This window comes from Priestia sp. JNUCC 25, assembly GCF_053667915.1.
On sequence record NZ_CM132211.1, the window covers coordinates 4,099,701 to 4,125,623 of the forward strand.

Here is a 25,923-nt window from a genome sequence, read left to right on the forward strand (position 1 = left end):
ACCTATTACATTTTACAGAAAAAGAAGCCCGGAGGGAACACCCCCAAGGCTTATTTGTTGATTTCATGTTCACACGCAGAGTAACCTGCTGATTATCATGCAAGGAAGAATAGTGGTTTATAGAGATTTTTATTTTCCCATATAAATTCTAACCGTTTCGCCTTCTTTAACTTTCGTTCCGGCTGCAGGAGACTGCTTGACCACTTTATCTCCTTCGCCACTCACATCTAATTTTAAATTAAGTAGCTGTTCTTGTAACTCTTTTTTTGACATTCCTACGACATTTGGTACTTTTATCATTGGTGTGTCCAGCCACGTTAACTCTTTTTCAATTTGTCCTTTACGCGGTTTAACGTCCATCACACGCAAACTGTCTTCAATCATTTTACCTACAATCGGAGCTGCTACAACTCCACCAAACTGAATGGTGCCTTTTGGATTATCAACCGCAACATACACGACAATTTCAGGGTTATCTGCTGGTGCAACACCGATAAAAGAAACGATGTGATTATTTTTTAAATACTTTCCATTTTGAGCTTTCTGCGCAGTACCCGTCTTTCCTCCAACGCGGTACCCTTCCACAAAAGCTCCTTTTCCGCTTCCTTGTGCTACTACACTTTCAAGAGCAAAACGCACTTGCTTAGACGTTTCCTCGGAAATAACTTTTCGCTTAGCAACCGGCTTATGACTGCTTACAACTTTTCCGGTAGTTGGATCCACCCACTCTTTTGCAATATAAGGTTCATAAAGCGTTCCACCGTTTACGGCTGCGGAAACAGCAGCTACTTGTTGAATAGGCGTAACAGCAACCCCTTGCCCAAAAGCTGTTGTAGCTTGTTCAACCGGCCCTACGCGCTCAAGCGGGAACAAAATTCCTTTTGCTTCCCCTTGTAAATCAATACCTGTTTTTTGACCAAAGCCAAATTCTTTAATGTATTTGAACAATTTCTCTTTTCCTAAACGTTCCCCAAGCTCCACAAAACCAGGGTTACATGAGTTCTGTACAACTTCTAAAAAAGACTGCTGTCCATGTCCGCCTTTTTTCCAGCAGCGAAGTCTCGCTCCGCCAACTTCCGCGGCTCCATCATCGTAAAATTGATCTTTTAGTAAATCCACTTTCTTTTCTTCAAGAGCAGCTGCCAGTGTAATAATCTTAAACGTTGATCCGGGCTCATATACGCTCCAGATTGGAAGATTGCGATTATACACCTCAGGCTTCACATTTTTAAAATCCGTAGGATCAAAGCCCGGACGACTTGACATACCTAAAATTTCACCGTTTTTAGGATTCATGGCAATGGCAATCATACCATCTGGATTATAAGCTGTCTGAGCATTATCCAACTCACGCTCCATGATCGTTTGCACACGTGAATCAATGGTCAATCTCAAATCCAGCCCGTCCACAGGTGCTGTGTAGTCATCGGCTATATTGGGCATCTTTTTACCTTTAGCATCCGAATACAATTTAACTGAACCTTTTTGTCCTTTTAGCTCTTTATCATAATATAATTCAAGGCCTGTTAACCCTTGATTATCTACTCCCGCAAAGCCTAATACATGCGACAAATAACTTCCAAACGGATAGTACCGCTTCGAATCCTCAGCTATATATACGCCTTTTAAATTTAAATTTCGCACTTCATTTGCTTTCGCATGTGAAATTTTTCTTCCTTCAGGACGCAAATATACGCTAGAAGAAGCTTTTGTTATTTGTTCATATACTTTTTCTTTTGATGCTCCCAGCACTTTTGCTAACTTTTCAGCCGTAACAGCTGGATTTTCAACTTGTCTTGGCATAACTAAAACGGTCGGTGCACTTTTATTTGTAGCAAGTGCCACATCATTGCGATCTAGTATCTTTCCTCTTTCAGGTTCAAAAGGAATATTCCGACTCCATAAGTCTTTGGCTTTTTCAGTTAGCGTATCCCCAGTCAGCAACTGTACATATCCAAGCCTTGTATCAATAATCAAAAACACAATAAAACCGACAAACAAAACAATGGCTAGCCTTTTACGAACTGTGACTCCTGATACCCGCATATATTAGAACCTCCTCTGAATCGGCTCGTTCCAATATATGCTTGTACAGGATTCACTAGAACTTATTTTCTAGTCAAGTTGCTTATCGTCTTTTTTACTATCAGAATCACTTTTTTCCGTTTCTTTTAACTTATTTAACGTGCTTGAAAACTCTTTAGGCGTTTCAAGTTCCACTTTCAGATACGTTCCTGCTTTTAGCGGATCGCCTGCTTTAATACTTTGACTTACAACATAACCATTTTCAAGTGCGCTAGGTCGAACGTTGACAAATTCACTAAAGCGAATAACATCACGATGTGAAAAACCTGTTAAATCAGGCATTGTGGCTTTTCCATTTGTCTTAATGAACACGCGTTGACCAGTGACAATGGTATCAGAAGTAGGTGATTGGCTTTCTACCGTATCTCCTTTACCTATTACAACAGGAACAAGTCCTTTTTGTTTTAAGTCTTTCACGGCACTGTCAACTGATTCGTTAACGTAAGATTTAAGCGTAATTTCTGAATCTACCTTTTTCTCTTCTGTTTTCTTTCCGTCTTCGTCTGTTTTTTCAGGCTCCACCCCTAAGTACTGCAGGCTGTTTTTCATCACCGGATTAAATACGGCTGTAAGCGGTGCAGTACCCGTCTCTTGAGGCGTGAGAGTTGGATTTTTAACGGCTACATAGACAAGCAGCTTTGGATCTTTAGCAGGCGCAAAGCCCATAAAGGAAATGAAATTTTTCCCGTGTCCATGCAAGTAGCCTCCGTTAGGACCAGGAATTTGAGCTGTTCCCGTCTTTCCAGCGACATCGTACCCTTCAATCGCGTAAGGTTTCCCTGTTCCGTCATCAGAAGAAACAACGGTTTCTAAAATATCTAGCGTTTCGTTCGCTGCTTTTTTAGAAATAGGTTGTCCTACTACGGTAGGTTTTGTTTTCTTAATCGTTTTTTTATTTGTTTCGTCGACTACTTGTTTAATCACGTAAGGCTTCATCATTTTCCCGTCATTTGCAATCGCAGTAGCCGCTTGAATTTCTTGAATAGGCGTAAAAGCAGACGCCTGTCCAAACGCAGTAGTTACGCGGTCTCTCGGGTACTTCGTCACTAACTTGCTAGAAGCTTCGTTTGGCAAGTCAATTCCCGTTTTATCCATAAAGCCAAACTTGTCCAAGTATTTATACAAACGGTCGGTACCTAATTTTTCATTGGCTAAAATGGCAACCGCTACATTTGAAGACCTTTGAATTCCTTCATTAAATGTAATAGCTCCCCAGCCGACTCCGCCGTTGTGATCGTTAATCGGAACGCTGTTTTTCGTTACTTTATAAGATCCCGACTGATAGCGGTCTTCGCCGTTATAGACCCCTGCATCAATCGCGGCTGCTAGCGTAAAGATTTTCATCGTTGAACCAAGTTCATAGCTGTTTTCGACAAACGGATTACGATAAGACGTGATATCACGAATATTTGGGTCAAATGAAGGGCGGTTTGACATTGCCAAAATTTCACCGGTTTTCGGATTCACTACCGTTGCCATTAGCTCTTCTGGTTTATATTCTTTAGCAGCAGCTGTCATTGCATCCTCTAAAAACGTTTGAATTTTTTCATCAATCGTAAGCGTGACGCTATCTCCATTTTTTGGAGCTACAATTGACTCTTTTGGATCCGGAAGCTTAATTCCATTTTTAGCAGCTTCGTATTTTACATATCCATCTTCTTCAGAAAGCTGCTTATCAAATACTTTTTCAATTCCCATTTTCCCTACGATTTTACCCGTATCATCTTTTTGTGCGTACCCTAAAATACTTGAGGCGAATACACCGTTTGGATAGAAGCGCTTCGAATCGCGTAAAAACGTGATGCCTGGGAGATTTAGTTTTTCAATTTTTTGCTTTAGCACGTTATCAATGTCACGGCCTCCGGGACCAAGTTCGACTTGGAATGCTCCCCTTTTAATTCCTCTTGTTAACATGCTGTCAATTTTTGATTCGTCCATCTTTAATAATGGGGCTAATTTTTCAGCCGTCTTTTCAGGGTCTACCACGTGCTGTGGATGATCTTTATCTTCTGATTGCGATTCCTTCAAAATCGCCACAACCGTATAAGCACCCGTGTCTTGGGCGATTGCTTCTCCGTTTCGATCGTAAATCGTACCGCGCTGTCCTTCAATTTTAGACGTTCGCGTATGCTGTTTTTGTGCAATTTCGGCTAAAGCTTCTCCGTCTGCTTTGCCCGTCGCTTGGATGTAAAAGAACCTGATGGCTAATACAAAAAAGAGCAATGCAAATATTAAAATTAATATTGCTGCTCCTGTACTAATATTGCTATTTTTTCTTGGCGTAGTCATCGCAATTAATCGTTAACGACTTTTACGTTATTTTCATTCAATTTTAGTCCAAGTTCTTTTGCTTTTGTCCAAATACGATCGTATGCACTTAACTCTGTTACCTGTAATTTTAACTCATTGTTTTTTGCTTCTTGCTTGTCAATCTTTCCATCGAGTGATTGCACTTCTTCACTGATGCTATAAAGCGAAGATTGATTTGAAATGATTTGCACAGACCCAAACAGCATGAGTGCGACAAATCCAGAATACACAATTTTTTCACCAACCGTGATTTTTCTTTTTGTCTTCCGAACAACTTGACGTACCGTCTTTTGCTGCTTCTGCTGCTGATCTTGCTCTCTTACTTTGTATGCTACATTGTTCATTCTCGTCCCCTCCTCTTTGATAAAACCCTTTAATTACACTAATTTCTCTACAATTCGAAGCTTTGCCGAACGCGCGCGCTTATTTTCTTCTATCTCTTCTTCTGAAGGTAAAATAGGTTTTCTTGTAATAACTTTCATTTTAGGTTTAAATTCTTCTGGAATAATTGGCAGTCCATGCGGAAGCTGCGGAACCGTGCTTGCATTTTTAAACGCAACTTTACAAATTCGATCTTCAAGTGAGTGGAAGGTAATAACACTTACACGTCCACCTTTTTTGATCACATCCATAGCCTGTTCAATTGCATCTTCAAATACTTGAAGCTCATCATTTACAGCAATTCGAATAGCCTGGAAAATTCGTTTTGCCGGATGTCCACCCGTTCGTCTAGCTGGCGCTGGAATGCCATCTTTAATAAGATCAACCAGCTCTAGCGTTGTTTCAATTGGTTTAGACTCTCGATATGCTTCAATTTTGCGGGCAATTTGTTTCGAAAACTTTTCTTCTCCGTATTGGAAAAAGATTTTCACAAGTTTTTCATAAGGCCATTCATTTACTACGTTGTACGCAGAAAACATTGAGTTTTGATCCATGCGCATATCAAGCGGGGCATCATAATGAAAGCTGAACCCTCGCTCTGGTGTATCCAACTGAGGAGACGAGACTCCGAGGTCAAACAATACTCCGTCTACTTCTTCAATTCCGTGTTTCATTAGCTGCTCTTTTAAATAGCGAAAATTACTTTTGATTAGAATAACTCTGTCTAGATACGGGGCCAATTTCTCTTTTGCATTTGCAAGAGCGACATCGTCTTGATCAAACGCAATTAATTTCCCTTTTTCTGATAGCTGTTTTACGATATATTCACTATGACCTGCTCCGCCAAGCGTGCAGTCGACATATACTCCATCCGGCTTAATATTTAAGCCTTCCGCTGCTTCTTTAAGCAAAACAGTTGTGTGATTAAACATTATGACACCTACTTCTTTCTAAACTACTTAGTTATGTATACAAAAAGCAAAAAACGGTGTTTTTCTTTGATATATATACACGTTTATATTATATATCAAAGTTCAACATTATTTCAGCTATTTATATAAGAATTAAGTAGAATTTTGTCTTTTTGTCACAAATAGTGTCATTTTGTTAAAAGTAGGACATATTCGTAGAATAAAATGTAAGGAATATAAGGTTTTTTGCACAATTAGAAATAAATACCTTATAAGGATTCAATTGGTTAACATTCACCTTGTAGACTTTTTCTCTTTTCCAAAATAAAAATCCTGCTTTTCAGCAGGATTTTATTAGACATAACAGACTTTTAACCGGTGATTTAATTCGACTTCAGCACTTAGTAAATCTGACACAAATTGCATACCATAACCGTTTAAATAATACATAATATTCCACATGCGTTCTTGTGGAGCATTGTAGGGACGAAGAGCAAGTTCAATTTGAGCATATTTTGAATGCTTCACATCGTGCTTAATTAGCTGTTTGGATTCGACAATCTTTTGAATGGTTTCAAACTGCTTTTGAATAATCGCTCGATTTTTAAGCATGACTTCATCAAATGTTTTGTCTTCTTTTTGAATATTTTCACGAAGAGTTTTATGAATTTTTTCGAAATCTTCTTTCGCTTTTTCAAAATACATTTCGTATGGGTTGTGAACTTCTGTCTTAAGCCAGTGCTCCCTCTCTGCATCTACGCCTTCGTTCACTACGTTCGAAAGATCTAACTGAAGTTCATCCATATACTTCTCGATATGTCTTTCTACGATTGCATAGGATAACCTAGGGACCACGGGAGGCATTTTAAAGCTAAATAAAGAAAATGCTTTTTCAAGCTCTGCCCAATACGCTACTTCCCCGGGACCTGCAATAAACGCAAGGGTAGGAAGTAAGTACTCCTGCATAAGGGGTCTAGTCACAACGTTGTTACTAAGAAGCTCAGGCGTTTGTTTAGCAATTTGAACCAGCTCTTCTTTAGACAGCGCGAGTTCATTTTGCTTTCCAACAAACTGCTCTTGTTCTGCATCTCTTTCTAAAAGTACTCTGTTTTCGTTGTGTGAATAAAAGAGATGAGCCGTTTCTTCTCCCACTTCAATCATTCGTCCGTATTGTTTTTGAATCTCTGTTTGCTGTTCCATAACCGCTGACGATAATTTGTCATTTTGTTCAATTAACGTCACAAAGAAAGAAGATTCAATGCTGCGCACTTCTTTAGAGGCTGCATCCATTAAAATAAGACCTGACTCTGCGAACATTGTGGTAACCAAATGAGCAAAGAAATCGACATAGGTACGTGATTTATCTAACGCCTCTAAAACAAAGTGTAATACCTGGTTTGTATGCGCCGTTTCGTTAAACGTTTGAAATACATCACGAACCCAGCTTCTACAGGCTTCATGGTCTAGTTCGATTTGAGAAACCATTTGCTTTTTCTTTAAAGAATGCTTTAGCGTTTTCTTTAAAAGCTGGTTTTTATGCTCTGTGTATACATGGTTGATCTCAGCAAAATCATGATCTTCTCCAGCAATCCAAAACACCGGAAGCACGGGCACGTTTAAAGCTTCCTCTTGTTGTTTAGCTAGGAGCACAATTGAAATCACTTTATGAATGGTGTACAAAGGACCCGTAAGCAGCCCCGCTTGCTGACCTCCAACGACCACTACGCTGTTAGGATCTTTTAGCTTTTCAATATTTTCAATAGTCTTAGAAGATGCTCCGTAGCGCTTATTAAAATCAAGCAGATACTCAGCAAGCTGTTCTCTTGGATAAGACTGCTTTTGAACATCCGCTAAACGTTTTTCATATACGTCTTTTTCGTGTATATTATAATGAAAAAAGGAAAGTGCTTGCTTTTCACCTTTTATGTAATCGTTCGTTAGTTTGTTTCCCGCCTTTAAAGAGACGTCTGTAATCTCCATGAAAGAACTTCCTTTCTTTTCCTAATACTTATATTCTCTACATATAGCTTCATTATCCATAATGTAACTGCTCACGTCTAGTAACATGCTTTACAGAGAGGAAATACGAAAAGCGATTCCACCTATATTTAATACAATATGTGCAATAAGAAACAAAACAAAATTCATCCGAAAGAACCCTTTCGCAATAAGCTTCATTTCTAAGTCATGTTTGACTTTCCAATGTACAAACATCATAATCATTGCTACAACTAAAAGGACTAACGCAATCAACCACAAAAAAGAGTGCCCGAAAATTTCCACAGCTGCATAATGCACGGATAAAATAAGAAAAACCGTAGTAATGTACGTTGCTATGTGGACAGATTTCCTTTTATTTTTCGTCAGTTTGCGTAAAAGCATGTATAGAATAAAAAAACCAACGAGCGGCAGAGTGACAAACGTCGCAAAAACTCCAGCAATAAAACTTCCCATGTTAATCACCCTTTTCTTCTTCGATTCCTTTTATTGACCCATATAAAAAGTCAACAATAGGCGTCGACGTTCTTTTTTCAGCAGCTTGTGTTTGGATATAGCCTAAAATAGCATCAATTTCTGTTTGCCGCCCCTCCTGTATATCTTTTAGCATAGAAGATTGATTTGTACTCGTGCGTGAACAAACCCCCAGCGCATTTTCCCAATAATTAAAAGCTGAATCCAGTTTTAACACAGACGCAATCTCTTCAAACAATAGACGCATCGTTTTATAAAAGTAGCTGTTGTGAATCAGCTGCCCATTTTTTACCCGATACAGCGCCGTAAGAGGATTGATGAGCGCATTTACAACTAATTTCTTCACCAGCATCGCATACCAATCTGTTTCAATCACCCAAGGAAAATTCACAATTGGCAAGATAGACTCCATTTCTCCTCTGTACGAAGCAATACGGGTTGTTCCTATTCCTGTATGATGGACGCTATCCATATTTGTACGCATTGCCCCGTGTTCAACTGTACCCAAATAGAGAGTGCGCTGCGGGAGATTTTTGAGAATTTCAATATGGCTCATACCGTTTTGGATAAACAAAAGGGGAGTATGTATAGTAAGGGTTTGGATAAAAGGAATTATCTCTTTTAAATGATACTGTTTTACAGTAATAATGATTAAATCTGCTTCTTTTATGTTTTTTTCCAGAGGGATAGCACTGACTTTTTTAGTGTGATGTTCCCCTTGTCTATGTAAGGTAATTCCATTTTCGTTAATACACTTTGCTTGAGTTTTTGTTTTGGTGTACAAGGTTACATCATAACAGTCTGATAAATACGCGCTAAACAACAGACCTAATGATCCGCCTCCAATAATACCTATAGTTTTCATCGTATTTTTTGTTCCTCTTTCTATTATTGAGTTTCATTTTAGCAAAAAAATGCTTTGAATTAAATGCATTCTTTAAATTTTACCTATTCATATAGCCCGTGTGATTAAAAATCACCGGGCTTGTTGTAAATTATTTAGAGTGATCCCGTTTTTTTCTATTATACGGGATACACCGGATGTTTACGACGGCTAAAGGTCACATTCTTTGTTTCATATAATCGAAAGCGATCAATTAAAGTTTGACGCAGTTCGTTAGCAGGAACGATGTCGTCAATAATAAGTTCAGAAGCCAGCGTATAGATATCGATGTGTTCTTTATACTCCTGCTGTTTCTGTTTGACAAACATAAACCGCTCTTTGGGATCTTCAATTTCATTAATTTTATTAGAATAGACGGCATTTACTGCAGCTTCAGGACCCATTACGGCAATTTGAGCAGTAGGCAATGCAAGGCAGCAATCCGGTTCAAAAGCTGGACCAGCCATAGCGTAAAGCCCTGCGCCATAAGCTTTGCGCATGACTACGGAAATTTTAGGAACTGTAGCTGAACTCATCGCTGCAATCAATTTTGCTCCATGTCTAATGATGCCTGCTCTTTCTACTTTGGTTCCAATCATAAATCCAGGTACATCCGCTAAAAATAGCAAAGGAATATGGAAGGCATCACACAGTTGAATAAATTTTGCGCCTTTATCTGCTGAATCTACAAACAGCACTCCTCCTTTGACCTTCGGCTGATTGGCAATAATCCCTACTACTTTTCCATCTATTCGTGCAAGCCCTGTTACCAATTCGGCGGCAAACAGTTTTTTCACTTCAAAGAAGCTCCCTTCGTCAATAAGGGTATCAATTGCTTCATAGATATCAAATGGAACATTTTGATTCTCCGGAATTAGTTCTACTAAATCCTTTGTCTGCTTAGGCTCTTTAGCTTTTTGTACTTTAGGCTTCTCTTGATAGTTTTGTGGAAAGTAGGTTAAATAAGATTTGGCATACGAAATAGCTTCTTCTTCAGAATAAGCTAACACATCTCCACATCCGCTAATGCTGCAGTGCATATGTGCTCCTCCCATTTCCTCTAGCGTAACCTTTTCTCCAATAACAGCTTCGGCCATACGCGGCGAACCTAAGTACATAGAAGCGTTTCCATCTACCATCACAACAATATCACAAAATGCAGGGATATATGCCCCTCCAGCTGCTGACGGACCGAAAAGCAAACAAATTTGAGGAATGACGCCGGAAAGTTTTACTTGATTGTGAAAGATCCGTCCAGCGCCTCGGCGGTTTGGAAACATATCTAATTGATCCGTAATACGTGCTCCTGCAGAATCCACTAGGTACAGCAAAGGCACATGCAGTTTTTCTGCTACTTCTTGAATCCGAATAATTTTCTCTACTGTTCTGGCCCCCCAAGACCCTGCTTTTACAGTAGAGTCATTAGCCATTACACAAACCGTTTCACCGTTTACTTTTCCAATTGCAGTTACAACACCGTCTGCCGGCAACCCTTCGGCTTTATTATTTGCAAACATGCCGTCTTCTTCATATTTCCCGTCATCAAATAAAAGCGCTAAACGATCTCTTACAAAAAGCTTCTGTTGTGTTGCAAGTTTCTCTTTGTACTTCTCCGCGTTGCCACGCTCTACTTTTTGACGATTTTCATCATATTTTTTCTGAGATTCACCTGTATGTATCATGATATCTCTCCTTTATGAGTTATGAAATAGTCACCAAAACGTCGCCTTCGTTCACAAAATCCCCCACGGCTATATGAACAGTCTCTGCAATACCAGCTTGATCGCTTTCAATAGGAATTTCCATTTTCATAGATTCTAATACAACAACAACTTCTCCTTTGGCTACACTTGCACCTTGCTGAACAAACACATTAAATACCATGCCTGCCATTGTCGCTTTGATTTCACTCATTGTGGTGCTCCTCCTTTATTTAATACTGTTGATAATAACGATGTGTTATAGGTGCCTTTTTCATATAACTCTTCATTTAACAACTGCTTAAATAGAGGAATATTCGTTTTGATTCCCTCTACAACAGCTTCCGTAAAATATGATTTAGCTAGTTCAATTGCATTTGAACGCGTACGACCAGTAATGATAACTTTTGCAATCATTGGATCATAAAAAGGTGTAACCGCATTCATATCACTGTAGCCGCTGTCTACGCGCGCATAGGTTCGCTCCGGCAAGTGATAACCCGTAATTTTTCCTGGAGCCGGTAAAAAAGTAAACGGATCTTCTGCATAAATTCGAAATTCAATGGCATAGTTATTTGCTGCTATTTCCTCTTGCACACGAGGAAGCTTTTCTCCGCGCGCAGCTAAGATCTGCCACTTAACTAAATCGACCCCTGCAATTTGCTCGGTGATCGGATGCTCAACTTGCAGCCGCGTGTTCATTTCAAGAAAATAAAAATTTTCGTCTTCATCCACGATAAACTCCACCGTACCTGCATTATAATATCCGATTGCTTTAGCCGCTTGAACGGCTTGGTTTTGCATGGCTTGTCGCGTACTTTCTTTTAAAGAAAGCGCAGGGGCTTCTTCAATCACTTTCTGATTTCTTCTTTGTACGGAACAATCGCGTTCAAAAAGATGAACGACATTACCATGCTGATCTCCAAACACCTGTACTTCGATATGTTTTGCATTTGTGATAAGCTTTTCAATAAACATTCCTTCTTGACCAAAATATGCTTTTGCTCTTGCTTTTGTTGAGGCATACACTTGTTTTACTGCTTCTTCGTTATCGCAGCGCACCATCCCAATTCCTCCGCCGCCTCCGCTTGCTTTTAACATAACGGGATATCCAATTAGACTCGCTACTTTACAAGCCTCTTCAACTGACGTCACATCGCCTTGGCTGCCGGGGACAACAGGTACACCCGCTTCTTTCATCGCGGCACGAGCAGCAATTTTGTCGCCCATCATCGAAATGATTTCGGGAGAAGGACCGATAAAACAAAAACCTTCATCAATCGCTCTTTTAGCAAATGCACTATTTTCCGATAAAAATCCATATCCAGGATGAATGGCATCTACCTTTTCTTCATGACTAATTCGCAGCAATTCTTCTACATTCAAATATGACTTTTGCACAGGAGGCTCTCCAATTCGACGTGCTTTTGTAGCCGCTTGAACATAAGGAAGTTCTGCATCTGCATCGGAATAGACAGCCACCGTTTCAATGCCCATTTGTTTGCATGTATGAATAATACGAAGAGCAATTTCTCCTCGATTTGCAATCAGTATTTTTTTCACCTTTCTCTCCCCTTTCCTCAAATTTCTACTTTCCCCCATATAATTCTACAATAATTTTAAAACTCCTCTACAATTTTTGAAAACGCTTTCTGTTTGAATCTCCCTTTCCCTTTGCTTCCTTTCTAAAAATTGATGCTTATAGTAATGTATTCTTCGTATTTAACTGAAAGAATTCATTTTTCTTTATGCGCATTGAACATTCGTTCACCAATCACGAAAACAGAATATTTTGTATTTTTGTTATATAATATTAGATGAACGAACCAAGCCAGTTCGTTCGCCTAGCAAGGAGACATAACAAGGGGGATATAGGATGAATTACGAAGTGAAGCATTTAAAAATTAATTTTAAAACGCTAGAAGAGTTCAAGAAATTCAAAGAATATGGCATTCAAGAACTTTCAATGCTAGAAGAATTACATGCTAAGATTTCCGATAATGAAATAAATTCTCCGTTTTACGGCATTTATTTTGGAAATAGCTTAGTGGCTCGTATGAGTCTCTATAAGCGAAACAAACAGTACGATCAATATTTCGAGCCGCCTCAAACGTATATTGAAGTGTGGAAACTTGAAGTGCTCAGTGATTTTCAGCGCAAAGGATTAGGTCAAACGCTCGTTGAATATGCCAAATCCTTTCAATTACCTATCAAAACAAGCCCACGAGTAAAATCGAGTGATTTTTGGTCAAAAATGGGGTTCGTACCTGTAACGTATGATATCGATCGCGATTTGGGAGAAAACCCTCTTATTTGGCTACCAAATGGTGTAAGCGAACAAAAATAAACAGCTGATTTCCAGCTGTTTATTTTATATCTATGTGGTATATATGATCAACATGAAGTAGGGAGCATTCAAACTATCGCTTTACTTTTGAACTTTTTCTAAATTTAAATTTTTATCCACTTGAAATTTCACTTTTCTACTTTTTTCATCCTCTTTTAATACAACCATTTTACGAGCCCTCTCCATAATTTCAATAAGAGCTTTATAGTCATCCTCCACAATTAACAAGTTGTTTTGCAAAGCTTTTTTTTCTTTTTCCAAAATCGTTACTTTCTCTTGTAGACGTTCAATCTTTTGCTGCAGTTCTTCATTAGCTTCGAGAAGCTCTGACGAGTGTCTTTGCCCTTGATCTACATTTTCTAAATATTTAATTACCTCATTAAGCGAAATATGTTTCTCTGCTTCCATATATGATAAGCGTGCAGGCTGCTCGTCATCTTTTGAAACAGTTCTTGCTTTTAATTCTTTTCTCTGTTTTTTCGCAAGATCAATACCAGTCTTGTATTGTTTGCGCACAAAAGAATTCCAGCGGAAGCCACAAGCTGCTGATGTTCGTGTAAGTTTCTTCCCCACTTCTTCAAATGCAGCTAGCTGAGTGCCACCTTCACGTATATGACGCAGTACAATTTCTGCGAGTAATAAATCTTCATCATGAGTCCATGCATCTTGACGAGAAGAAGTCATTTTTCTATCCCTCCTTATCCGTACTTATTAAATGAATATGCACCTACTAGATAAGATAGACTATTGTTCCTCTTCTCAATCAAGAAAATCTTTCATATACTTTGAAGCAAAATGGGAAACCCGTGATTCTTTCATCTTTCGCTTATTAACTATATTGCTATGGAAATGCAGTTCATAACTATGTTTTTTTAACGATGACCTTTTGAACCGCTTCTTCATGCTCAGGCGACTCCCACAATATCGAACAGCGGTGAATTTCTTGTTCCATCCGATTCCAAACCCGGCTTTGCTCCCATTTCTCAATAGCGATTTCTTTGTAAGCTTGCAATACCTGGGTCGGTTTATGAGTGATAGGCGCTAACCACTCCTCACACCTCATAGTTAGCTCTTTAAACGACGTGACATAGGAAAGAAATCCAATTTGCTTTGCTCGTTCTACTCCATACAGCTGAGCACTGTAGATCATTTCCATCGCTTCTTGATAACGCAGCTTTTCAAGAAGAATGGTTCCTCCTCCCCAGCCTGTTGTAATTCCTAAATTCCCTTGAATAAAGCCCATTTCGCTATGTGTTGCACTTATACGGAAGTCACATGCAATCGCAAGCTCACATCCTCCTCCAACCGATGTTCCATTCAAAAGAGCAACTGTTGGTTTTGGGAGTGTTAAAATCTCATAAAGAATTTTCCCCATTTTCGTTAACATTTGAGACGCCTCTTTCGAAGTCTTTAGCTCATGAAATACGCTTAAATCTCCTCCACTGCAAAATGCATCTGAACCAGCACCTGTAATTACAAAAGCTTTTACTAACTGATCATGTTTCACATAATCTACAGCTTGCTGCAGTTCATTCATAACATCATAATCAATGGCATTACGCTTTTCAGGACGATTAATCACAAACGTAGCAATGCCTTGGCTTGTAGTAAACAGCTCGCTTTTTTTCATGCTTTTTCCTCCCTATAGACAAGGTATGAATCCTTTTACAACAGTAATTGTTTATTTAAAAAGAGTTCTTGTTCTATAAGAAAAATCCTTCTCTTCCAAAGGGCAGAGAAGGAAAAAAGGCAAAAAAAAATAAAAGACCCTTAAGAGGGTCTTTTATTTAAATAAGCAATTATTTGCTTACTACGTCATTTCCTTTGTAAGTACCACAAGCTTTACATACGCGGTGTGATAGTTTCATTTCACCACAATTTGGGCACTCTACCATACCAGGAACTTGTAATTTAAAGTGCGTACGACGCGTTCTTTTCTTCATTTTAGATGTTCTTCTAAAAGGTACAGCCATTATTCCCACCTCCTTAAAAGAATTTTAAAATCATATGAAGGCCCGAAAGCCGGATCTTCGCATTTTTATTTCTTTTTGTCTTTAAAGAAATTTTCGAGTACGGCTAAGCGGGGATCTACTTTTTCCTGCTTTTCTTCTTCGGTAACAACTTCCCAGTCTTTTCCTGACTGTGGAGCTGCTCCTGCCGCTTGCTGATTTTCACTAAATACCTGCAGAGGAATTTCAACAATAATTAACTCTTGAATCAAAGGTTGTAAATCAACCGTTTCTCCCTCTACAATGCGTACTTCAGCATCTTCTTCATAATCAGCATTCACATTCAATAAAAACGTTTCAGTTGCGTTAATTTCAAACGGATACGGAACGTCAACTAATGTACGAGCACAAGGCAACGTCATTTCTCCTGAAATTTTAAGGTGAAACGTTACTTTCGAAGAGCTAATGTCGGCTCTTCCTTTCACGTTTACATCTGACATTCTACGAATTTGAGGATCAGCATTCATAAACTCTTTGCCGTCAATCACTTCATCAAATGTTAGACCTTTATTTTGCAACTGATACAATTGATGTATTGTCCATTTCATTGTTAATCACCTCAAGGCAACAAAGGTTATTATAGCTTTCACAAGATTATTTGTCAATATTTTTTCTTTACACTATAATGTACTTAAATATGCTTTTTTGTAAAAATTTCTTACTTTCATAAAAAAATGTTTTTAAAACAAAGAGCTAGACTAAAAATAATAAATTAAAAGGAGACATTATGCAAGCAGTTGGAATAATTGTCGAATATAATCCTTTTCATAACGGACACGCTTATCATTTGCAGCAAGCGAAACAACAAACCGGAGCAGATTGTGTGATTGCTGTGATGAGCGGGCACTTTTTGCAGCGCGGAGAGCCTGCTCTTGTATCAAAATGGTCCCGCACAAGAATGGCTTTAGCCGCTGGTGCAGACTTAGTCGTTGAATTACCCTATGCTTTTTCTACTCAAAAAGCTGAAACATTCGCAAGCGGCGCTATTTCTATTTTAGAATCCCTTCACACTGACTTTGTATGCTTTGGCAGCGAAAATGGCAATATTGACTCATTTACCCGCACCGCTGATTTGCTCGAAGCTCATGAATCAGAACTATCCGCTTTAATTCAACAAGAGATGAAAAAAGGGAACAGTTATCCAAAAGCAGCTTCCAATGCTTTCTTACAGCTTTTCACGGAGGCTCCTATTGATCTATCTCAGCCAAATAATGTGCTTGGAATGAGCTATGTAGCTGCCATTAAAAAACAGCATGCATCTATTAAACCATATACAATCACTCGAATTCAATCACATTATCACGATGATTCCCTGTCTTCCTCTTTTATTTCAAGTGCTACAAGCATACGTAAAGCTATTTTTGACAGCAGCAGCCATGGGGACCTGAGCAAGCACATGCCAGTTAGTACGGCAAATGAATTAACAGCTTACAAGCAAGCACACGGACAGTTTCATCATTGGGAGCATTATTTCCCATTTTTGAAATACAAATTATTAACTACTCCGCTTTATGACTTACAGCGTATTTATGAAATAGAAGAAGGTATTGAACATCGGCTCCTATCTTATATTTCTTCAGCTACTTCATTTGAAGATTTTTTAACAAATGTTAAAACGAAGCGATATACGAGAACCCGTTTACAGCGCATGTGCGTTCACCTTTTAACCAATACAACAAAAAGTGAGATGCAACAAGCTGATCCTTACATTCGCTTATTGGGAATGTCAAAGACAGGACAAGGCTATTTAAAAACAATTAAGAAAAAGCTGTCCCTTCCTATTGTATCCACTGTATCGCAATGTAAACTAAAAGAAATTGATACCGATATTAAAGCGACACATGTTTATAGTATGCCGTTTCAAGAGCCTCTGCGCTCTCAATTTATGAAACAAGAATACACGCAGCCTCCTATCATTTGGCCATAAAAAAATCGTCTGCAAGAGACGATTTTTTTATGGTTTCAGCTTTTCTAAATACGTTACGGCATCCGAAAATGAATCTACGGGTACAATTTTCATATCACTGTCTATTTTTTTAGCTGTCTTCACTGCTTCTCGGTAGTTAGAGCCCGCAGCCCCTTTTTCATTTGGTGCAAAGAAAATCTCTGCTCCTTCTTTATCTGCGGCTACAATTTTTTGCGAAATACCTCCGATTGGCCCTACCTCTCCTTTATCATTGATAGTCCCTGTACCTGCAACGCGATGGCCTTTTGTCATGTCCTCTTTAACAAGCTGATTATAAATTTCAAGCGAGAACATCAGTCCCGCTGAAGGCCCTCCTATTTTTTCAGTATCAATATGTATATCGGGCTTAACTTTTAGTTCTTGGTTCGTTTCTAAGGCAATTCCTAGGCCTACTCGTTTCGGCTCGTCAGGGAATGCTTTAACTTTTAGAGTATGTTTGCTTTCTTTGCCATCTCTTTTTACATAAATTGATACTGAATCTCCTGCTTTTTTAGTCGATACGTAGTTGATTAAGTCCTCAGCAGTTTGAATTCTTTTCTCGTCTACTTTCGTCACTACATCTCCAACATGAAGTTTTCCATGTGCAGGCATATTTTCTACGACATATGTAACATATACGCCTTTATTGAGATAGGAAACGCTCTTTCCAGCTGCTTCGTATGCTACTGAAATAGCGGCATTTTTTGACGTATCCATCATATGTAATTGCCTTGTCGAGTAATCTTCATCGCTTTCACCTTGCTGCAAAATTTGCTTTGTAGGGAAAATTTCATGAAAGTCCTGTATTTTCGCAAGACCATATGAAAGAGGAGTTGCTCTGCCCATTCTTACAGTTGTCAGCATAAACGTCCCTTTTTCATGGTATCCATCTTCTACCTTAATAATAGGCGCAAGTTCTTCTGCCATTCCAGGCTTTGTAATGTAGTACGGCAAAGGATAAAAACAAAGCATTGCCACCACTGCAATAACAGCCAAATATACCAAAATTCTAATTCTAGATTTCACTTTTTTTGTTCTCCTTCCAATGATCAATTGCTTGTAGAATAGAAGGCAACTGCTCATGTGCTGCTTGTTCACCAATTGAAATCATTTCTTGAATGTTTGTAAACGCTCTGGAACTAAAAGTATCGAGATTAGGACGAATCATAATGTCTGAAGCAATGGTCCGATGAGCTACTAGCTCATCTTGCAAAATATCTAAACTTTGCATAATGACATCAAAAATGGAGCTGATTTCTGCATTCACTTTCGCTTTTGATACATCGACTCCAATGACAATATCAGATCCCATTTCTTTTACAACTGACACAGGAATACGGTCCACTACCCCCCCGTCTACAAGCAATCGTCCATCAATTACTTCGGGAGCAAAGATTCCTGGAATTGAAATGCTTGCTCTGACCGCTTCAGCGATAGGTCCTTTTTTAAACACCACTTTCTCTCCTGTTTTTAAATCTGTCGCTACAATGGCAAACGGTATAGATAGCTGTTCAATAGTTCTATTTTGCGTAAAGGTGCGAACCAGCGATTTTACTCTGTTGCCCGTAATAAATCCCATTTTAGGCACGGTAAAATCCAAATAATACTTTCGTTTGAACGTTAGCGCCATTTTATAAAGAGTTGCCAGTTCAATACCTGACGCATATAGTGCACCAACTAAAGCTCCCATGCTGCTGCCAGCTAGAAAATCAATAGGAATGTTATTTTCTGTTAGCGTTTTGATTACTCCTAAATGTGCAAAACCTCTAGCTCCACCTGAGCCTAACGCAACTCCTATTTTTGGGCTTTCCACTTTACCTGCCCCCTCGTTTTACCTTATAGACTTCTAAAAATGTAAAAACATTTGATGAGCTTCTCTATCATTGTTGCCCTGTATTCGGTAGGACTATTCTTCATTTTCTATTTGTTCATTTAGTATGAAGCTAAAGATATGTTTTGCTCAATACACGGTGGTTATTAAGCATTATACTATACTGAAGGTTGTTTTAAGAAATTCTTACTCTTCGCTTGCTGCGTATACGTTTTTTTACTCCTTGACTATCCTAGAAGTGCATTGATTTATGTATATGAATTGTATTTCCAAATGTGACAAGACGCCTTTTTATTCAATATGAATTTATTTTCTCCTTACTCATAGGCATAAAGTCGATGCATAGCTTCGTATATTGATATATAGAAGAACTTGTACATTTGCCTAAAACTCCTCATTTCATTCATATCAAGATGACGTGAGCTTAGAAAAGGAGATGAATCGTTCGTTGAATAAATCAATGGTGAAAACACTTCTGCTCGGGACGAGCGTAACGCTTCTCGCTATTGCGCTTATTGTATATCCAAAAGAAGCGCTAGAAGGTTCAGTAAGAGGTCTCAACACATGGTGGAAGGTCGTCTTTCCTTCTCTGCTGCCTTTTTTTATTGTTTCAGAAATGCTTATTGGGTTTGGCGTAGTGAAGTTCATTGGGATCTTATTAGAGCCGTTTATGAGGCCTTTATTCCGAGTACCTGGAGTAGGGGGTTTTGCTTTAGCAATGGGCATGGCTTCTGGGTTTCCTTCAGGGGCAAAAATCACTTCCCGGCTGCGTCAAGAAAAGCAGCTAACAGCTATCGAAGCTGAAAGACTCGTATCATTTACTAACTCATCTAACCCTATTTTTATTTTTGGAGCTGTGGCAGTTGGCTTTTTTCACAATCCAGCTGTCGGTATCATATTAGCTCTCTCTCATTACATAGGGAATATTTGTGTAGGGCTGGTAATGCGTTTTTATGGATCAGCAAAACCGAAAGGACAAGTAACTCAAAAACCTTCTTTATCGTTAGCTTTTCATGAAATGCATAAAACGCGTTTAAAAGATAAGCGTCCTATCGGGAAGCTTCTAGGAGATGCGGTTACTTCTGCTGTTCAATCTCTCTTAATGATTGGCGGTTTTATCATTTTATTTTCTGTATTAAACAAACTTTTATATGTTACTCATATCACGGCCGTTTTAAGCAGCGGTCTAGCCTATTTATTTTCCCTTTGTCATATAGGGACTGAACTGAGCCTTCCTTTTATTTCAGGGCTTTTTGAAATCACGCTAGGAAGCCGTCTAGCAAGTGAAGCGCCAGACACGCTGCTGTTTCATCAAATTATCATCGTTAGCTTTGTATTAGGCTTCAGCGGTTTCTCCGTTCAAGCACAAGTGGCTAGTATACTCGCCGAAACAGATATTCGATTTTTTCCGTTTTTTATTGCACGCATTTTTCACGGCTGTTTTGCGGTAGTATTCACTATTTTTCTATGGGGTCCTCTTCGGGAATCCATTACTACTTTTCAAGCATCTCAAGGAGCACTGCCGGTTTTTTCTCAATTGGAGTCCGTTACGATTCTATCGCAGTGGCTAAACGTGTACGGTCCGCTCTTAACGATTTTTACGCTGTGCTGCTATATTTATATATATTCAAAACGAACGTTTCTTCATCGTTCCCAGTAAAAAAAGAACGCGACGTTTTCTTATCAGCAAAGAAAACGTCACGTTCTTTTTTATCTTATTTTTGAGACAGCTGTTCAAATTTTTCTGCAAGCGCTTCTCTAACAGGGGGAGGAACTAATTCAGAAATATTCCCGCCATATTTAGCTACTTCTTTTACAATACTAGAACTTAAAAACGAGTATTGATTATTTGTCATCATAAATAACGTTTCGATTTCTTTATCTAATACGCGATTTACAGATGTGATTTGCATTTCGTACTCAAAATCCGATACTGCACGTAAACCTCTCAAAATGGTCTTTGCCTGCTTTTCTTTTGCATATTCCATTAATAATCCGCTGTACGACTCTATTACCACATTAGGAAGTGATTTTGTTACTTCTTTCAGCAAAGCTACTCGCTCTTCCCCTGTAAATAGAGGACTTTTTGAAGAGTTATTTAAAACAACCACATAAATCGTATCAAATACATTTGCGCCTCGTTTAATAATATCAAAATGTCCATTTGTAACTGGATCAAAGCTTCCTGGACAAACAGCTATACTGCCCATACGTATCCCCTTTCTACATCTAACAGCTCATTGATTTATTCAACTGATTCTTCTTTTTTGTATGTATAAATAGAAACACCAATGATACCGTACGTTTCGCTTTTTATTTTTTCAAATAAACCAATCTCATTATCCAAATGTACATCATGAGAATGCTCTGCTACAATAATCCCTGTTTTTGCTAGAAGGTTTTCTTCACTTACCGTTTCGATAAGCGCTTTCAACTTTTGTGCTTTATACGGTGGATCAAGCAAAAGTAAATCGACAGTCAGTTCCCTTTTCTTTATCGCTTTCAGTGCACGTTCTGCATCATTTCGATACACTTCAGCGCGGTCTTCTAACCGGCAAGATGCTAAGTTTGCTTTAATCGTCTGAATCGCTTTGCCATCCCGATCCACAAAAATGACTTTATCTATTCCTCGGCTTAGAGCTTCAATTCCCAAGCCACCGCTTCCACCGAACAAATCAAGAGCTGTTCCACCTTCAAAAAACGGTCCAATCATATTAAAAATAGCTTCTTTCACCTTATCTGTTGTAGGGCGGGTTGAGTATCCTGGAACCGCCTTTAACGCATGGCCTTTATATAAACCTGCTACTACTCTCATCCTTATCACTACCTTACTTTTACTTCCTTATTCTTCATTATCCTAACATATTTTGAATTACAAAGACTAGCAAAAATCCTCAATTTATTCAATGCTGTATACATTCTGTGCAATAACCCAGCAGCTTGCTTTTATGCTGGAGTTTTACGGCCGTGTCCTTAGATACACTGATTCTTTTCTAAAAGATACACCTATGAAGATCATCCGGCATTTCGTTCATAGAAGAATTCCTTTACTTTAATATGTCATAACAAACGTAAATTTACCCTTTTTCTCTGTCAGGTTATCAGTCTTTTATGTATTAAAAAGTGAATTTCACAAGACAGGTATATGAACGTTTAAAACGGACATACTGACTAGTAACAACATCATCTAACCGATGTTGTTGCCAACCGCGGAGAAGACTTACGTTTCCCCATAAGTTCTTCCTCCGGTTTCTCCTCTCCCTTTGCCTTCATCAAGGTGCTTGTAATCGCAGAGGTGATTACACCCCTTTATTGAAGGGCCCTACAATGAGTAGTTGTAGGGATTTTTTTATTTACTCTTAAAATATTCAGTGATACATTAAACTACGTGAGTTTGCTTTTTTAATACATAAAGGGGGAAATACATATGATTCAGCGTTTTATTGAGCTCGGAGAAGGGTATTCAGATATTTATGAGCTGTTAGAGATTGTCAAAAGCAACAAACACCGTCTTGCTCATCTTATTATGCTGCGAACAGTAAAAGAAGATCGACAAGTAGCTTCTTTTGTCGCTGTCTTGCATCCAACAGCTGAAGGGAATTTCCAACCGCTTTACGTTTGCCGAGAAGGAATTGTTTTAAAACAAAACGACAGCAAGCGCGTTGAGTTATTTAAACGAGCTGCTGAGGAAGCGGGAAAAGAAATTGTGGTACTCGATGTCAAACCATCTACTACATTTCCAGAAACAGCACTCTACTATCAGCACCTTATTGGCATTTTGCGAATGAACCGCTTTATTCCGCCAATGCAATAATCTCATCTCATCCCTGCCTATTCGTTTACGAAGAGCAAGTAAAATAAAAAAAGGAATGTAAATAACATTCCTTTTTTGTTTAAATTCCTATCTTATAGTCATATTCCTTCGCCTTATCCGGCTTTGAATTTTCGAATTCTGTTTTTAAAAACGGCCGATAAGAAGGATCTACTTTCTTCACAAAAGGTAGAGACTGAAGTTTATGGATTGTTTTTTCAATGCCATCTTGGTTGCAATATAAGACAACATACTTTAATTCTTTAGATACGTAATGTACATTTCCGTACTTTCGCAATGCTTTTGCTTGCTTAACAGAATGCACATACGCCACAATTCCTTGACGTTCAACAAACATATTTAGTTCCCCTTTTGCATACGTTATATTGGTTTTCTTTATCATAAATTCTTTTATATGAAGTAGGTGCTTTATGTATGAATTTAGATGATATCTGGATGCTCTTTCTTACTCATTTTAACGAGCAGAGAGCTATTGAACAAGTCATTTTCAAAAAAATCACAAATATACCCTTTTTGTATATAAACACATCAATTAAGCGTAGAAAAATAGATGAGCTTCTAGAAGCTTCATCTATTTTTGCTACATCCAATACAAATGCTACGTGGCGCTCGACTTTTGTCAGAAGTCAGCATCTTACTTATGTCTATCAGCACAGGTTTTACGTTCCACAGCGTAAAATGGCCTGCTGCGGAAATTCCTGTGCTGATTGCGTTCGATTTATACAGTGAACGGCTTATGCGCTGCACCCACAGCTTCCACCAGATCCGCAGCCACCGCCGCAGCTGCTTCCCGTATCAAAAAACGGATTTCCCGTCGGTACTTTCACGTGCTCTGAAACAGCTTGACCAAGGATAACGCTAATTTCATCAAGCAGCTTTTGTAATTCATTTTCTGCTTTTTTGAACGCAGCGATTGTCGCGTGTAAATCAACTTCACGCTTTACATCACGTACTTGTCTCGTAATGGTTTTATAATCAGGATGATATTTTCCAAATCGCTGAACATCCTCATACTGTTCCTTTATTTTCACAAATTCAGCAATTAATGCCTGTGCATGTGAATCTTTATTTAATCTATATAAACATTGACGATAGTTCTCGGCTACGTCTGATTGTAACACCATGTTCGCTACGTGATCAGACTCATCGAGTAATTCAACAGTTCTCATTGTTGTTAGCATGGCTGTGCACCTCCGTTTTTATCTTATCACGTTTTGGATCTAAAGAAAAAGAACTTGCTAAAACAGCTTACACTGATTTACTACAAGTTCTACTTTTTAACTATATAATTTCAACCGTAAAGGTATTCCTCACTTGATAACTTTCTTCTTTAGATTTCATCAGTTCAATCGTAACAGTATGAGATCCTTTTGGAAGATCACTTAAAACAAAGGCTGCTTGCTTCATTTCTTTAAATGGTTTTCCATCTACTTTGATTTGAAGGAATCCACTCTCTGTTGAAAATGAAAACCCGCTTAGAATACATTCGACGTATACGTTTTGTCCTTTCACATGCTGGTGTACCATCAGTGAAGGTTTTGTATTCATTGCACCAAACGTTTCAGCTGCCCCCAGTTGAGAGGAAATTTTAGTTTCAGGTTTTGGTTTATCATGGTTGCATCCTAGCAGAGAAACTACACATAAGGCCGTCGTTAATAGTAAGCGCATAATACCATTCCTTTATCATTCGTTTCTCCATAGTGTTTACAAACTCTTTGTTTTTACTCATGACGTGCAAAAATCTCTGCATCGCTATGTATGCAGAGATCATTGATTTTTCATGGACTGAAACATATGAAACATCATGTTTGCCATTTGAATCGAATTCGAAAACTTCTCGACTTTATGAGGAATCGTTTGTTTGTAGTAGTGCTTGGATTCTAATTCAAATTTCTCCAGTTCTTCAGGATTTCTAGATAAACGCCGGTACCACATTGGCTGTTCACGAACAAAGTCGTTGAGTTTAGGACGAGACTGCATATACTCGTATATATCTTTTCTCATTGCGTTTAATCTTTCCTAAAGCCAAATGGATTCCCTGGCCCGGAAGCTGCTCCTCCACCGGATGGCTTAGATGGCTGAAATTGCTGCAGTACTTGTTGAATATTCGAAATAGCTGAATTTACATTTGTGATATGATTTTGCATTTGATTCAAGTCCATGTTTTTCAGCGAGGATACAATTGTACCCATAATATCTTTTTTCTCCTCTGTTGCAGCAGCTGGTTCAGCCTTTGCACTTTCTTCTGAACGATATGCCTCCCACATTGGATCTTCTGCACCGAATAAATACCAATCTTCATAAAGCTCTTTCCACGTTTTTTGCTGCTTTCGAACCTGTTCTACTAATTTGGGATGTGATTTTACAAATTGTTTAAATTCCACAACGGACGGATGAAGCTCTCGTTTGGTTTCCTTCACAGTCACTCACCTCATACTTAAATATAGCCTACTATATCTTAGAAAAAGAGAGCTCGTTTCGTGCGCCTATTTCAAAAATTTTTTATAGCTGTTTTTTTGAAGAAGCACGAACTGTGAACCAGTATGTAATGAAAATAGATAAAATGCTTAGCCAAAATGTAAAATAGCCAATTTCAGACATATACGCATTGAGCATGCTGTATCTTGGCATCATAGAAAAAACGTAATCAATGATATCATTATGTAGGGCCCATACAGCAGCAACAGCTATATGCCATAATTTAATCCGGTAAAACGGCACGTATAAAAGCCCTTGAAAAGCCATTGCTGCATGAGAAGCCATTAACATAAGCATCATCCAATCAATGTATCCTGTTAACACATAGACCAATACGTTCATTACGACGGCCCAAATCCCGTATTTAAACAGCGTGATCATTGCTAAAGCTTCAAACAATGAAAAATGCTTTCCAAGTAAAAGACCGATAAGTACAATAACAAAAAACAAGCTTGCCGTTGGACTATCAGGCACAAATAATAAAAACTTCTTAGGTGTTTCCGCTAATTGACTTCCATACCAAATATATCCATAGATTGTTCCTAGTATATTCACAATCAGCAAAAGCGCTAAAAAACGCTTATCTTTTAAGGTATACCATAACCAAGCCATTTAGAAAGTCTCCTTTACATTTAATCTCTTCTTTATTATGTACAGTTTTTGAACAATAGCAAGCACCTATCTTATTGATGTAAAACACAGCATTAAATAAATTCAAAAAAAAAAACCAGCCCTTTGG

At 38.5% G+C, this 25,923-nt stretch carries 28 protein-coding genes; 4 read left to right on the forward strand and 24 right to left on the reverse strand.

The genetic code is table 11. The features are described from left to right. Positions 1–129 precede the first annotated feature (129 nt). The 10 genes from JNUCC25_RS21495 to JNUCC25_RS21540 all read right to left on the reverse strand — a co-directional run bounded on the left by JNUCC25_RS21495 (position 130) and on the right by JNUCC25_RS21540 (position 12,305). Positions 130–2,046 (reverse strand): stage V sporulation protein D, encoded by a 1,917-nt coding sequence (locus tag JNUCC25_RS21495; RefSeq protein WP_013084856.1) that lies wholly within the window; start codon positions 2,044–2,046, stop codon positions 130–132. A 69-nt stretch (positions 2,047–2,115) separates the two neighbouring features. Then, positions 2,116–4,374, reverse strand: a complete 2,259-nt coding sequence (locus tag JNUCC25_RS21500; RefSeq protein WP_013058964.1) for a penicillin-binding protein — start codon at positions 4,372–4,374, stop codon at positions 2,116–2,118. Positions 4,375–4,379: 5 nt separating this feature from the next. Then, positions 4,380–4,739 carry a cell division protein FtsL gene (gene ftsL / locus JNUCC25_RS21505; protein ID WP_013058965.1) on the reverse strand — a complete coding sequence of 120 codons (360 nt, stop codon included), beginning with the start codon at positions 4,737–4,739 and terminating at the stop codon, positions 4,380–4,382. 33 nt (positions 4,740–4,772) lie between these two features. Further along, complete coding sequence (gene rsmH / locus JNUCC25_RS21510) at positions 4,773–5,708, reverse strand: 16S rRNA (cytosine(1402)-N(4))-methyltransferase RsmH (RefSeq protein ID WP_078082149.1); 936 nt, start codon at positions 5,706–5,708, stop codon at positions 4,773–4,775. 333 nt (positions 5,709–6,041) lie between these two features. Then, a complete protein-coding gene (bshC, locus tag JNUCC25_RS21515; RefSeq protein ID WP_029320486.1) occupies positions 6,042–7,667 on the reverse strand; it encodes a bacillithiol biosynthesis cysteine-adding enzyme BshC in 1,626 nt (541 codons plus the stop codon). A gap of 90 nt (positions 7,668–7,757) precedes the next feature. Further along, positions 7,758–8,141 (reverse strand): DUF3397 domain-containing protein, encoded by a 384-nt coding sequence (locus JNUCC25_RS21520; RefSeq protein ID WP_013058968.1) that lies wholly within the window; start codon positions 8,139–8,141, stop codon positions 7,758–7,760. A 1-nt stretch (position 8,142) separates the two neighbouring features. Further along, complete coding sequence (locus tag JNUCC25_RS21525; RefSeq protein WP_013058969.1) at positions 8,143–9,024, reverse strand: 2-dehydropantoate 2-reductase; 882 nt, start codon at positions 9,022–9,024, stop codon at positions 8,143–8,145. A 158-nt stretch (positions 9,025–9,182) separates the two neighbouring features. Continuing rightward, positions 9,183–10,724 carry an acyl-CoA carboxylase subunit beta gene (locus JNUCC25_RS21530; protein WP_078082151.1) on the reverse strand — a complete coding sequence of 514 codons (1,542 nt, stop codon included), beginning with the start codon at positions 10,722–10,724 and terminating at the stop codon, positions 9,183–9,185. Positions 10,725–10,743: 19 nt separating this feature from the next. Further along, positions 10,744–10,956, reverse strand: coding sequence for a biotin/lipoyl-containing protein (locus tag JNUCC25_RS21535; RefSeq protein ID WP_013058971.1), 213 nt, complete (start codon positions 10,954–10,956; stop codon positions 10,744–10,746). Next, positions 10,953–12,305 carry an acetyl-CoA carboxylase biotin carboxylase subunit gene (locus JNUCC25_RS21540; protein WP_013058972.1) on the reverse strand — a complete coding sequence of 451 codons (1,353 nt, stop codon included), beginning with the start codon at positions 12,303–12,305 and terminating at the stop codon, positions 10,953–10,955. The genes JNUCC25_RS21535 and JNUCC25_RS21540 overlap by 4 nt, the downstream gene beginning before the upstream one ends. Before the next feature lie 313 nt (positions 12,306–12,618). On the opposite strand from JNUCC25_RS21540, the gene JNUCC25_RS21545 reads away from it, so the two are divergent. Beyond that, complete coding sequence (locus JNUCC25_RS21545; protein WP_013058973.1) at positions 12,619–13,089, forward strand: N-acetyltransferase; 471 nt, start codon at positions 12,619–12,621, stop codon at positions 13,087–13,089. Positions 13,090–13,170: 81 nt separating this feature from the next. Here JNUCC25_RS21545 and JNUCC25_RS21550 read toward each other — a convergent pair whose 3' ends face one another. From JNUCC25_RS21550 to JNUCC25_RS21565, 4 genes are all read right to left on the reverse strand, one after another. After that, the gene (locus JNUCC25_RS21550; protein ID WP_013058974.1) at positions 13,171–13,773 is read right to left on the reverse strand and encodes an RsfA family transcriptional regulator; all 603 of its coding nucleotides are present in this window, start codon (positions 13,771–13,773) and stop codon (positions 13,171–13,173) included. Positions 13,774–13,951: 178 nt separating this feature from the next. After that, positions 13,952–14,719 (reverse strand): enoyl-CoA hydratase/isomerase family protein, encoded by a 768-nt coding sequence (locus tag JNUCC25_RS21555; protein WP_013084864.1) that lies wholly within the window; start codon positions 14,717–14,719, stop codon positions 13,952–13,954. A 169-nt stretch (positions 14,720–14,888) separates the two neighbouring features. Beyond that, positions 14,889–15,062, reverse strand: coding sequence for a 50S ribosomal protein L32 (gene rpmF / locus JNUCC25_RS21560; RefSeq protein WP_013058976.1), 174 nt, complete (start codon positions 15,060–15,062; stop codon positions 14,889–14,891). A gap of 65 nt (positions 15,063–15,127) precedes the next feature. Continuing rightward, positions 15,128–15,646 carry a YceD family protein gene (locus JNUCC25_RS21565; protein ID WP_013058977.1) on the reverse strand — a complete coding sequence of 173 codons (519 nt, stop codon included), beginning with the start codon at positions 15,644–15,646 and terminating at the stop codon, positions 15,128–15,130. Between the two features lie 179 nt (positions 15,647–15,825). On the opposite strand from JNUCC25_RS21565, the gene JNUCC25_RS21570 reads away from it, so the two are divergent. Then, positions 15,826–17,025 carry a nucleotidyltransferase gene (locus JNUCC25_RS21570; RefSeq protein ID WP_013058978.1) on the forward strand — a complete coding sequence of 400 codons (1,200 nt, stop codon included), beginning with the start codon at positions 15,826–15,828 and terminating at the stop codon, positions 17,023–17,025. Positions 17,026–17,052: 27 nt separating this feature from the next. Here JNUCC25_RS21570 and JNUCC25_RS21575 read toward each other — a convergent pair whose 3' ends face one another. Together JNUCC25_RS21575 and JNUCC25_RS21580 are read right to left on the reverse strand one after the other, a co-directional pair. Then, positions 17,053–18,069, reverse strand: coding sequence for a SepM family pheromone-processing serine protease (locus JNUCC25_RS21575; protein WP_029320471.1), 1,017 nt, complete (start codon positions 18,067–18,069; stop codon positions 17,053–17,055). Continuing rightward, positions 18,059–18,856 (reverse strand): patatin-like phospholipase family protein, encoded by a 798-nt coding sequence (locus JNUCC25_RS21580; protein WP_013058980.1) that lies wholly within the window; start codon positions 18,854–18,856, stop codon positions 18,059–18,061. Before JNUCC25_RS21580 ends, JNUCC25_RS21575 begins: the two co-directional genes overlap by 11 nt. Positions 18,857–19,322: 466 nt before the next feature. Between JNUCC25_RS21580 and ylbJ the strand changes: the two genes are divergently transcribed. Beyond that, the gene (ylbJ, locus tag JNUCC25_RS21585) at positions 19,323–20,534 is read left to right on the forward strand and encodes a sporulation integral membrane protein YlbJ (protein ID WP_029320469.1); all 1,212 of its coding nucleotides are present in this window, start codon (positions 19,323–19,325) and stop codon (positions 20,532–20,534) included. Between the two features lie 55 nt (positions 20,535–20,589). Here the strand turns inward: ylbJ and coaD are convergent, their stop codons facing one another. Next, the gene (gene coaD, locus JNUCC25_RS21590; RefSeq protein ID WP_029320467.1) at positions 20,590–21,084 is read right to left on the reverse strand and encodes a pantetheine-phosphate adenylyltransferase; all 495 of its coding nucleotides are present in this window, start codon (positions 21,082–21,084) and stop codon (positions 20,590–20,592) included. Positions 21,085–21,119: 35 nt separating this feature from the next. Further along, positions 21,120–21,689: a 16S rRNA (guanine(966)-N(2))-methyltransferase RsmD gene (gene rsmD / locus JNUCC25_RS21595; RefSeq protein WP_013084870.1), complete on the reverse strand. Its 570-nt coding sequence runs from the start codon at positions 21,687–21,689 to the stop codon at positions 21,120–21,122. 612 nt (positions 21,690–22,301) lie between these two features. Between rsmD and JNUCC25_RS21600 the strand changes: the two genes are divergently transcribed. Next, positions 22,302–22,688: a DUF7147 family protein gene (locus JNUCC25_RS21600; protein WP_013084871.1), complete on the forward strand. Its 387-nt coding sequence runs from the start codon at positions 22,302–22,304 to the stop codon at positions 22,686–22,688. A gap of 79 nt (positions 22,689–22,767) precedes the next feature. Here JNUCC25_RS21600 and JNUCC25_RS21605 read toward each other — a convergent pair whose 3' ends face one another. The 6 genes from JNUCC25_RS21605 to JNUCC25_RS21630 form a co-directional block, all read right to left on the reverse strand. After that, positions 22,768–23,043, reverse strand: coding sequence for a YlbG family protein (locus JNUCC25_RS21605; RefSeq protein ID WP_013058985.1), 276 nt, complete (start codon positions 23,041–23,043; stop codon positions 22,768–22,770). Between the two features lie 397 nt (positions 23,044–23,440). After that, on the reverse strand, positions 23,441–23,887 hold the full coding sequence (locus JNUCC25_RS21610) for a YlbF family regulator (RefSeq protein WP_013058986.1): 447 nt from the start codon (positions 23,885–23,887) through the stop codon (positions 23,441–23,443). A 100-nt stretch (positions 23,888–23,987) separates the two neighbouring features. Further along, positions 23,988–24,374, reverse strand: a complete 387-nt coding sequence (locus JNUCC25_RS21615; protein ID WP_078082152.1) for a carbohydrate-binding protein — start codon at positions 24,372–24,374, stop codon at positions 23,988–23,990. 99 nt (positions 24,375–24,473) lie between these two features. Beyond that, positions 24,474–24,710, reverse strand: coding sequence for a YlbE-like family protein (locus JNUCC25_RS21620; protein WP_013058988.1), 237 nt, complete (start codon positions 24,708–24,710; stop codon positions 24,474–24,476). Between the two features lie 5 nt (positions 24,711–24,715). After that, entirely contained in the window at positions 24,716–25,126 is a 411-nt protein-coding gene (gene ylbD / locus JNUCC25_RS21625; RefSeq protein ID WP_013058989.1) for a YlbD family protein, read from the reverse strand. A gap of 82 nt (positions 25,127–25,208) precedes the next feature. Then, positions 25,209–25,796 carry a DUF1405 domain-containing protein gene (locus JNUCC25_RS21630; protein ID WP_029320457.1) on the reverse strand — a complete coding sequence of 196 codons (588 nt, stop codon included), beginning with the start codon at positions 25,794–25,796 and terminating at the stop codon, positions 25,209–25,211. Between the last annotated feature and the right edge of the window lie 127 nt (positions 25,797–25,923).

Excerpts from the sequence above, each read along its gene's own strand:
- JNUCC25_RS21495 (WP_013084856.1), bottom strand. The coding sequence starts at position 2,046 with ATGCGGGTATCAGGAGTCACAGTTCGTAAAAGGCTAGCCATTGTTTTG.
- JNUCC25_RS21500 (WP_013058964.1), bottom strand. The coding sequence starts at position 4,374 with ATGACTACGCCAAGAAAAAATAGCAATATTAGTACAGGAGCAGCAATA.
- ftsL (WP_013058965.1), bottom strand. The coding sequence starts at position 4,739 with ATGAACAATGTAGCATACAAAGTAAGAGAGCAAGATCAGCAGCAGAAG.
- rsmH (WP_078082149.1), bottom strand. The coding sequence starts at position 5,708 with ATGTTTAATCACACAACTGTTTTGCTTAAAGAAGCAGCGGAAGGCTTA.
- bshC (WP_029320486.1), bottom strand. The coding sequence starts at position 7,667 with ATGGAGATTACAGACGTCTCTTTAAAGGCGGGAAACAAACTAACGAAC.
- JNUCC25_RS21520 (WP_013058968.1), bottom strand. The coding sequence starts at position 8,141 with ATGGGAAGTTTTATTGCTGGAGTTTTTGCGACGTTTGTCACTCTGCCG.
- JNUCC25_RS21525 (WP_013058969.1), bottom strand. The coding sequence starts at position 9,024 with ATGAAAACTATAGGTATTATTGGAGGCGGATCATTAGGTCTGTTGTTT.
- JNUCC25_RS21530 (WP_078082151.1), bottom strand. The coding sequence starts at position 10,724 with ATGATACATACAGGTGAATCTCAGAAAAAATATGATGAAAATCGTCAA.
- JNUCC25_RS21535 (WP_013058971.1), bottom strand. The coding sequence starts at position 10,956 with ATGAGTGAAATCAAAGCGACAATGGCAGGCATGGTATTTAATGTGTTT.
- JNUCC25_RS21545 (WP_013058973.1), top strand. The coding sequence starts at position 12,619 with ATGAATTACGAAGTGAAGCATTTAAAAATTAATTTTAAAACGCTAGAA.
- JNUCC25_RS21550 (WP_013058974.1), bottom strand. The coding sequence starts at position 13,773 with ATGACTTCTTCTCGTCAAGATGCATGGACTCATGATGAAGATTTATTA.
- JNUCC25_RS21555 (WP_013084864.1), bottom strand. The coding sequence starts at position 14,719 with ATGAAAAAAAGCGAGCTGTTTACTACAAGCCAAGGCATTGCTACGTTT.
- rpmF (WP_013058976.1), bottom strand. The coding sequence starts at position 15,062 with ATGGCTGTACCTTTTAGAAGAACATCTAAAATGAAGAAAAGAACGCGT.
- JNUCC25_RS21565 (WP_013058977.1), bottom strand. The coding sequence starts at position 15,646 with ATGAAATGGACAATACATCAATTGTATCAGTTGCAAAATAAAGGTCTA.
- JNUCC25_RS21570 (WP_013058978.1), top strand. The coding sequence starts at position 15,826 with ATGCAAGCAGTTGGAATAATTGTCGAATATAATCCTTTTCATAACGGA.
- coaD (WP_029320467.1), bottom strand. The coding sequence starts at position 21,084 with ATGGGCAGTATAGCTGTTTGTCCAGGAAGCTTTGATCCAGTTACAAAT.
- rsmD (WP_013084870.1), bottom strand. The coding sequence starts at position 21,689 with ATGAGAGTAGTAGCAGGTTTATATAAAGGCCATGCGTTAAAGGCGGTT.
- JNUCC25_RS21600 (WP_013084871.1), top strand. The coding sequence starts at position 22,302 with ATGATTCAGCGTTTTATTGAGCTCGGAGAAGGGTATTCAGATATTTAT.
- JNUCC25_RS21605 (WP_013058985.1), bottom strand. The coding sequence starts at position 23,043 with ATGTTTGTTGAACGTCAAGGAATTGTGGCGTATGTGCATTCTGTTAAG.
- JNUCC25_RS21610 (WP_013058986.1), bottom strand. The coding sequence starts at position 23,887 with ATGCTAACAACAATGAGAACTGTTGAATTACTCGATGAGTCTGATCAC.
- JNUCC25_RS21615 (WP_078082152.1), bottom strand. The coding sequence starts at position 24,374 with ATGCGCTTACTATTAACGACGGCCTTATGTGTAGTTTCTCTGCTAGGA.
- JNUCC25_RS21620 (WP_013058988.1), bottom strand. The coding sequence starts at position 24,710 with ATGAGAAAAGATATATACGAGTATATGCAGTCTCGTCCTAAACTCAAC.
- JNUCC25_RS21630 (WP_029320457.1), bottom strand. The coding sequence starts at position 25,796 with ATGGCTTGGTTATGGTATACCTTAAAAGATAAGCGTTTTTTAGCGCTT.